General features: G+C 75.1%; 7 protein-coding genes. 1 reads left to right on the top strand and 6 read right to left on the bottom strand.

All coding sequences use genetic code 11. The annotated features are described in order from the left end of the window. The 4 genes from CS2_RS19565 to CS2_RS18845 form a co-directional block, all read right to left on the bottom strand. Positions 1-1,423 (bottom strand): class III lanthionine synthetase LanKC N-terminal domain-containing protein (locus CS2_RS19565; RefSeq protein WP_156442116.1); only part of this gene is annotated, 1,423 nt, incomplete at its 3' end. Continuing rightward, the gene (locus CS2_RS11670; RefSeq protein WP_070320127.1) at positions 1,420-1,851 is read right to left on the bottom strand and encodes a hypothetical protein; all 432 of its coding nucleotides are present in this window, start codon (positions 1,849-1,851) and stop codon (positions 1,420-1,422) included. The genes CS2_RS19565 and CS2_RS11670, both read right to left, overlap by 4 nt. A gap of 4 nt (positions 1,852-1,855) precedes the next feature. After that, positions 1,856-2,293 carry a hypothetical protein gene (locus tag CS2_RS11665; RefSeq protein WP_070320126.1) on the bottom strand — a complete coding sequence of 146 codons (438 nt, stop codon included), beginning with the start codon at positions 2,291-2,293 and terminating at the stop codon, positions 1,856-1,858. Positions 2,294-2,503: 210 nt separating this feature from the next. Continuing rightward, positions 2,504-2,656 (bottom strand): hypothetical protein, encoded by a 153-nt coding sequence (locus CS2_RS18845; protein WP_156442115.1) that lies wholly within the window; start codon positions 2,654-2,656, stop codon positions 2,504-2,506. Between the two features lie 222 nt (positions 2,657-2,878). Between CS2_RS18845 and CS2_RS11660 the strand changes: the two genes are divergently transcribed. Continuing rightward, complete coding sequence (locus CS2_RS11660) at positions 2,879-3,712, top strand: CPBP family intramembrane glutamic endopeptidase (RefSeq protein WP_070320125.1); 834 nt, start codon at positions 2,879-2,881, stop codon at positions 3,710-3,712. Between the two features lie 110 nt (positions 3,713-3,822). Here CS2_RS11660 and CS2_RS11655 read toward each other — a convergent pair whose 3' ends face one another. Further along, positions 3,823-4,173 (bottom strand): MazG nucleotide pyrophosphohydrolase domain-containing protein, encoded by a 351-nt coding sequence (locus tag CS2_RS11655; protein ID WP_233421159.1) that lies wholly within the window; start codon positions 4,171-4,173, stop codon positions 3,823-3,825. Then, complete coding sequence (locus CS2_RS11650; protein WP_070320124.1) at positions 4,170-7,547, bottom strand: ATP-binding protein; 3,378 nt, start codon at positions 7,545-7,547, stop codon at positions 4,170-4,172. Before CS2_RS11650 ends, CS2_RS11655 begins: the two co-directional genes overlap by 4 nt. Between the last annotated feature and the right edge of the window lie 186 nt (positions 7,548-7,733).

The following is a 7,733-nucleotide window of genomic DNA, read 5'->3' as shown; positions in this document are numbered from 1 at the left end:
CGTCGCGCACGGCGTGCAGCGGCGGCCGCCGCGCGGGGTCCACGTCCATCGCGCGCCGCAGCACCGCCCACGCCGCGTCCGGCACGCCCGGGACGAGCCGGCGCAGCGAGCGCCAGCCGTCGGACTGCTCAGGCCGCGGCAGGCGCCGTGGGTCGACCCCGAGCAGTGCGAACAGCGTCAGCGCGGCGAACGCGTGCACGTCCATCGCGGGGTCGGGCGGGGCGTCCTGCAGCTGCTCGGGAGCCATGAACCCCGGCGTCCCCTTGCCGTGCACGGGCGTGCCGTCGCCGAGCACCGCCGCGAGCTCCAGGTCCGACAGCACGGCCCGGCCGCGCGCGAGCAGCACGTTCGAGGGGGACAGGTCACGGTGCACGACGCCCAGCGCGTGCAGCGTGGCCAGGCAGCGCCCCACCCCGGACAACGCGTCCAGCACCGTCGCCCGGGCGTCCGGCGCGCACGTCGCCAGCGACCGCCCGGAGACGCGTGCCGCGACGAGCGCCTCCAGGCTGTCGTCGGCCTGGAACTCCAGCGGCAGCACGGCGCCGCCCGGCACGACGACGAGCGGGTCGCAGCGTGGTGCGACGCCGAGCGGGGCGGTGAGCTCGTGCATGCGCCGCTGGTGGCGCAGCCGGTCCAGCACGTCGCGTCCGTGCAGGTCGGCGAGCGTGCCGGCGCGGCCGTGCTTGAGGATCATCGCGCGCGGCACGGGGGAGGCGAGGTCGAACGCCTGCAGCAGCGTGCCCGACGCGGTGCGACGCAGCTCCCCGACCACCGCGTACCGGCCACCGACGACCCCGCTCGGGTCGGGCGGCGGGTCCTGCTGCAGACCGGCCAGCGGCGTCCCGGCGAACGCCGTGGCGAAACGCGCCCGGGCCAGGTGGCGGTCGTACGCGTCGGGCACGAGGCTCCCGTCGGGTGCGCGGACCTGCACGACGCTCTGGCCCAGGACGTCGCGCGTGACGACGCCGTCGAACGTGCCCCAGCGCGCGTGCACCGGGCCACCCAGCCAGACGTCGTCGGGCACGTGCGGACCGGGCAGGTCGACCTCGCGCAGCGCGGCGACGAGCGCACCGAGCTCGGCGTCGGTGCGGGGGTACACGGTGGCGGCCTTGCCGACCTGGCTGTCACCCAGGCCGCCCTCGTCGAGCAGCGCGACGACCGTCGCGTCGAGCGCGACCTTGAACGGCGCGCCCGTGGGTGCGACGACGTCGAGCAGCACCTGCACCAGGTGGTCGAGCCGGGTCGGCACGCACGTGAGGTGCAGCTTCCACCCCGACGGCCGGTCGGTGCGCCCGACCTTCGCCCACGGCCACACGACCCGCACGTCCAGGCCAGCGGCCGTGAGCGCGGCGACGACCCCGGGGCCGGCGTCCGCGCGGGTGCGCGGCGCGCCGACCCCGGGGGTGGTGACGACGTCCGTCACCGGAAGCCGCCCCCGGTGCGGCCCCCGGGGCGTGCCCCCCGGGTGACCTGCTCGGCGACGGACTGCAGGTTCGTCGTCGTGCCGCACGAGTCGCCGCACGTGCTGCCGCAGCTGTCGCCCGAGCACGTGACGTCGCACGTGTTGCCCCCGCACGTGACCCCTCCGCACGTGCCGGACGTGCAGCAGCACGTCACGTTGCCGTCGCACGACGCGCCGACCGCCGTGAGGAGCAGCCGGCGCCGGTCGAGGACCGGGGCGAGGCGTGCCTGCACGACGGCGCCCGCACCGCCCGCGGCGGCGCGGCGGCGCCCCTCGGGCAGCAGGTCGACGAGCCGGGCGTCCTGCGTGCCGCCGGTCAGGAGGGCGGCGAGCAGGGCGGGGTCGCGCTCGACCTCGGCGACGAGTCGCCGGAAGGACTCGGCGTCCACGGTCTCAGCGGAAGGCCTGACCGCCGCGTGCGGCGATGCTGCCGAAGTCGGTGAGGTTCGTGGTGAACCCGCAGCTGCCGCCGCAGGTGTTGTCGCAGCTGGACGTGCAGGTGTTCCCGCACTCCGCGATCTGCTCGAGGTCGCGTGCGAAGTACGTGACCCGTGCGGCCACCTCGTCCGTGAGGTTGGTCGTGAAGCCGCAGCTGCCGCCGCAGGTGTTGTCGCAGCTCGACGTACAGGTGTTGCCGCAGTACTGGTCGATCCCGATCGTCCGGGCGATGACCTCGGCCGGGCTCTTGGACAGTGCGGCGCCCAGCTGGCGTCGCGTGAGGTGGTCCTTGACGTCCGGCACCAGGGTCTCGGGCGCGAAGACGAGCGCTCTCAGGTACTCCGGGTCCTTCTGCGCACGCTCGACGATTCGGGCAAAGCTCTGCTGGTCCATCCGTGCCCCCTCGGGGGCTGGGATGACCCGGTCGCAGCGCCCCCGAACTGTGACTTGCGTCACACGCTAGGCTCGCCCGATTCCCGGGCGCAACGGGATGATTCGCCCTTCGCCCGCGATCTCACCCGCTCGACGGCGACGTCGCAGGTCACCGCCGGCCACCTCGAGCACCGTGACCGCGGAACGTCCCGCGTGGCCGTGGTCCGGCCGTCAGGACGCGTCGCCCGCCGCGCCCGCGACGGCCTTGGTCCGCGACCCGTCGGCACCGTCCTCGAGCACGACGTGCTCGAGGTCGACGTGCGGCTCGAGCGCGACGAGTTGTCGTTCGGGCGGCGGCGGACTCCACCAGGCGACGTCCCGCACGACGAGGTCCCGGTGACGCGTCGCGCGACGGCGAGGAGCACGATCGCTGCGCCCAGCGCGCGCCGCACGTCCGCCGTGCGGCCGATGCGAGCGCCGCTGCCCGGTCGTGGTCGGCCCGATGACATCGGGGCACGGACGTGCCAGTGGTGGGGCGGCGCGACGTGGCAGGATGCGTGCGCAGCACGTGACGGCCGTCACGTGCGCAGGGGGAGGGGGCCGGCCATGACCGACGTCCGCAGCGACCGTCCGGGACCGGCACCGACGCCGACCGCGGCCGCTGCCCCGGTCTGGGCGGTGCTGCTCGTGTTCGTCGTGGTGTCGGCGGTCGCGTCGCCGCTGCTGGTGGCCGTGCAGGACCCCACCGGGTGGCCGACGTCCGTGATCGTCCTGACACAGCTGGCGACGGCGTGCGGTGCGCTGGTCGTCTGGGCCCTGTGGCGGGGGCGTGTGCCGGCGCCAGCCGTCACCACGCGCGGGTGGTCGCGGCCGTCGCTCGTCTCGCTGGTCGCGGCGGCCGGCGTCGCGGGAGTCGTGCTGCTCGTCGCGGCCCTCACCGGCTCCCGCTGGCCGGTGCTCGACCCCGCGATGCTCCCCGCTCCGCTCGCCGTCGTGCTCGTGCTCCAGCTCGTGGGCGCCGCGGGCGAGGAGGTGGGGTGGCGCGGCGTGGTGCAGCCTGCCCTCGAGACCCGGCTGCGGCTCGTGCCCGCCGCCGTCGTCACGGGTCTGCTGTTCGGCCTCGGGCACCTGCACGTGGCGGCCGCCGGGCCGGTGGTCTACGGCCTGTTCGTCGTCGCGGCGGTCGGCCTCTCGCTGCTGCTGGCCACGCTCACGGCCGGACGTGGGGTCGGGCAGCGTGTGGTCCTCGCGACGGTGCTGCACTGGCTGGTCAACCTCGTGCTGCTGATCGGCTTCTCCGGCGGCGACGAGTCCGTCCCGTGGATGCTCGCGACGGCAGCCGCGACGGTGTCGCTCGGCGCCGGGTGCGCGGTGCTCGCCTCCCGGGGACGGAACCCGTTCGGCGGGCGCCCGCCAGGCACGACGCCCCCGGGTCGCTGACGCCCCGATCGGCTCGATCACGCGTGGCGAGCCGTCGGACCTCGGAAATGGTCACGGATCTGACCAGTGACGAGGGCCCGCGTCGTCGATGTGACCAGTTCCCGCGCGCGTCAGGTGCCGGGCACCACGCTCGGCGACAGCCGTGCCGTCAGGTCGTCCATCGTCGCGTCGAACGCCGCGGGCAGGTCGACGTCGTACGCGTCGGCCAGCACGAGCACCGACCACAGGCAGTCGGCGAGCTCGTGCGCGAGCGCGGCGTCGAGGTCGGCGCGCGGGCGCACGCCCTCCTTGCCCTGCACGATCTTGGCGAGGTCGCCCACGTCGCCGACGAATCCGAGCATGATCTCCTCGGTCGTCCACGCGCGCCCGTGCGCGTCGGCCTCGCGCCGCGCGAACAGCTCGCGCACCGCGACGGCCCGCGCGGTCATGGCCGTGACGTCGGTGCCGGCGTGCGCGGTCACGACGCGTCCGCCGCGACGCCCGCGACGGCCTTGGTCCGCGAGCGGCCCGCACCGTCCTTGAGCACGACGTACTTGAGGTCGACGTGCGGCTCGAGCGCGCTGAACTTGTCGTTCGGCGCACCGATGATGAGCTGGAACCCCAGCCCGCGCCACGCACCGATCGCGCGACCCGTGAACCGCGCGTCGGCCTTGATGAGGGCCTCGTCGAGGAACACCGGCGCGTACCGGGGGCGTGCGGCGCCTGCGTCGCCGAGCTGGTAGCGCAACGCCGCACCGACGATGAACGCCACGAGCTCCTGCGACTCGCCGCCGGACTTCTCGCCGATGTGGTCGTACAGCGCGACGTGCTGCCCCTCGAGGTCGACCTTCTCGGCGGACAGCCGCACGTGCCGGCGCACGTCGACGAGGTCGACGAAGTCCGGGGACGTGCGCCGGATCCGGTCGATGACCTTGGCCATGCGGTGGTAGCGGCGCTCGCGCTCGGCGTCGGTCGCGTCGGTCGCGAGCACCTCGCGCAGGTCGCGCAGCTCCTTGCGGAACCGCGCCACCACGGTGGACTGCGTGTCGCGCGCGTCGATCCGCAGGCGGTGGTCGTCGTCCGCGAACGGCAGGTCCGCGAGGATGTCGTTGACCGGACGGATGCGCTCCTTGATCTCGCGCACCGACCGCGACAGCGCCGTGTGCAGGTCCGCGAGGTCGTTGCCCGACAGGCGCAGCAGGCTCGCGCGCCACTCCGCCTCGAGCTCGTGCAGCCCCTGCGTCTCCAGCTCGACGAGGATCCGCTCGAAGTCCCCGTACGACGCGTCCGGGTCGGTGCCGAGGTTCGGGTCGGGCCAGCGCTCGACGAACGTCTCGAACGTGCGCCGCAGCGCGTCGCGGCCGCCCGCGACGGTCTGCTGCGCGGACTGCCGGTCGGCGCGCAGCAGGTCCGCCGCGCGCGCGACCACGGCGTCGAACGTCGCGAGCGCCGCCGCCGGGTCGCTCGCGTGCTCACCGGCACGCGGCAGGTCGGGCTCCGCGCCGCCGAGCACGCGCTCGAGGTACGCGCGCTGCTCGGCGTCGAGCTGCGTGCCCGCGTCCTGCGCGGTGTCGAGCGCGCCCTGCGCCGCGTCGACCGCGTCCGTGGTCGTCGACCACTGCTCGCCGAGGCTCGTCGCCGTGCCCTTGGTGCGGCCCAGCTGCTCGGTGAGGTCCTGGATCAGCACCTCCAGCTCGGACGCGCGACGCTGCAGCTGCACGACGTCGGGGTTGCCCGACGTGACCTCGCCGACGACCCGCTCCCAGCGCGCCTGCTCGGCCGTGACGCCCTCGACGTCGACCTGGTCCCACGTGAGCTCGACGACCGCCGTGTACGCGCGCAGCGTCGAGTCGTGCCGGTCCCACGCGGCCTCGGCCTCGTCGACGCGCGCCGTCGCGGCCGCCAGCCGCTCCTCGGCGCGCTCGAGCTGCCGCTCGAGGTCCGCCAGCCGACGCGTGTTGGTGAAGCCCAGCACGTTCGGCTTGCCCTGCCCGCCGTGCGCGCCGCGGCGCCCCTCGGACACCTGCCCGCCGCGCGTCAGCGCCTTCTCGTGCTGCGCGAGCTCGCCCGGCGTGTCGACGCACACGTACGCGAACCGCGACGCGAGCTCACCCTTGAGCCATCCCGTGAACGGGCTCTGCCGGTAGTCCAGGCGCCCGGGCATCGTGCGCCCGTCGAGGCCGACGTCGTCGCGCAGCCCCGTCGGCACGCCCTCGAACCGCAGCCGACGCCCCGTGCGGACCTGGTCGATCGCGCGGCGGAACGACTGCAGGTGCGCGACGTCGATGAGCATGAGCGTCGCGAACCCGCCGAGCGCGAGGTTGAACGCCTCGCGCCACGGCTCGTGCTCGGTGCGCACCTCGACCAGCTCGGCGACGAACGGCAGGTCCTCGGGCGTCAGGCCCGCGGCCTCGGCCACCGCGGCCCGGGTCGCGTGCAGGTCGCCCGGCACGTTGTCGTGCCGGTGCCGCGCGTCGCCGTGGTCGCGGCGCAGCACCGCGAGGTCGGCCGCGGCCTCCTTGCGCTCCGACATCGCGTCGAACAGCGCCTGCCGCGCGTTCGCCTTCGCGTCGGTGTCGGCCAGCGCGTGCCGCGCGCGGGCGACGAGGTCGGTGAACTCGTCGAGCGACGCGACCGACTCGCCGAGCGTCGACGTCAGCACCTCGTCGAGCCGTGCGCGGGCCCGCGTGACCTCCTCGAGCCGTGCCGCGACGCCCCGCAGCTCGCGCTGCGCGGTCGCGAGCCGGTCGCCGCCCGACGCCCACAGCGTCTCCTTGACGCCGTCGAGCTCGGCGCGTGCCGCCGCGACCCGCGCCGACGTCTCGGCCGCGAGCCGCTGCGCCTCGCGGTGCCGCCCCTGCAGGTCGGCCTCGACCTCGCGCAGCAGCCCCAGCCGCCGCTCGTGGCGCCACACCGCGGCGGGCGACGTGCCGTCGTCGAACCCGCCGACCGCGTCGACCACGCGCAGGCGTGCCGCGGCCTCCTCGATCGCGGCCCGGTGCTCGCGGATCGGCTCGAGCGCCTTGACCTGCTGGCGCGCCGTGATCATCTGCTCGCGCGTGCCGCTGAGCTTGTCGAACTGCTCGACGACGGCGTCGGCCGTCGCGAACGTGTCCGGCTCCTCGAGGACCATCGCCTTGTACAGCGCGTCGACCGTCGTGATCTGCTGCCCGGCCTGGATGCGACCCAGCAGCGCGACGGCCTTGGCGCCGTCGCCCGCGGCGCCGATGCCGAGCGTCGAGTGCAGGCGCGACGTGAACTCGCGGTCGGTGTCGAAGCACGTGAGCCCCGCCGCGCCGACCGCCGTGCGCACGAGCCGCTGACCCGCGGCGGCCTCGAGGTCGCGCAGGTCGAACGGCCCGTCGCACGTCGCGCGGACCGCGCCGACGTCCTCGAGCGTGCGCGCCGCCGACGGCACGTACCACGCGCGGACGGCCGTGAACCGCGTGCCCGACTGGTCGGCCCACGTCATCGCGATCGCCGACCACGTGTCCTTCCCGTCGCCGCGCAGCACGCGCTCGCGCGTGCCCTCCTCGGTGCGGGACTCGTCGAGCTTGCCGCGCGCGTAGGACAGGATGTTGCGCTGGTCCTTGCCGCGCGGGCGCCCCACGACGCCGCCGTTCGACGCGCCGTTGAACGGCGTCGTGTGCGGCATCAGCAGCGCGATGTACGCGTCCATGAGCGTCGACTTGCCCGAGCCCGACCCGCCCGACAGCAGCGTCGCCGTCGAGGCCAGCCGCACGCGGTGGTAGCCGTCGTACCCGCCCCAGTTGACGAGCTGCAGGTCGAGCGCGACCCACTGCTGACCCGTCGACGCCGCGGGGATCAGCCCGAACAGCGAGTCGACCATCGTCACGGTGCCGTCTCCTCGTCCTCGTCCTCGTCCTCGTCCTCGCGCAGGCGCACCGGCTCGGTGGGCGCGTCGGCGCCGGCCGACGTCGCGTCGTCGTGCGCCTCGTCGCCGGCAGCGTCGTCGTCGGGGCCGCCGTCGACGACGTCGTCGCGCACGCCGTCGTCGAGCACGGCGTCGTCGAGCGTGATC

The organism is Cellulomonas iranensis NBRC 101100 = JCM 18110, from assembly GCF_001552375.1.
GTDB classification, from domain to species: Bacteria; Actinomycetota; Actinomycetes; order Actinomycetales; family Cellulomonadaceae; genus Cellulomonas; species Cellulomonas iranensis.
This window is presented reverse-complemented; position numbering and strand designations above follow the sequence as displayed.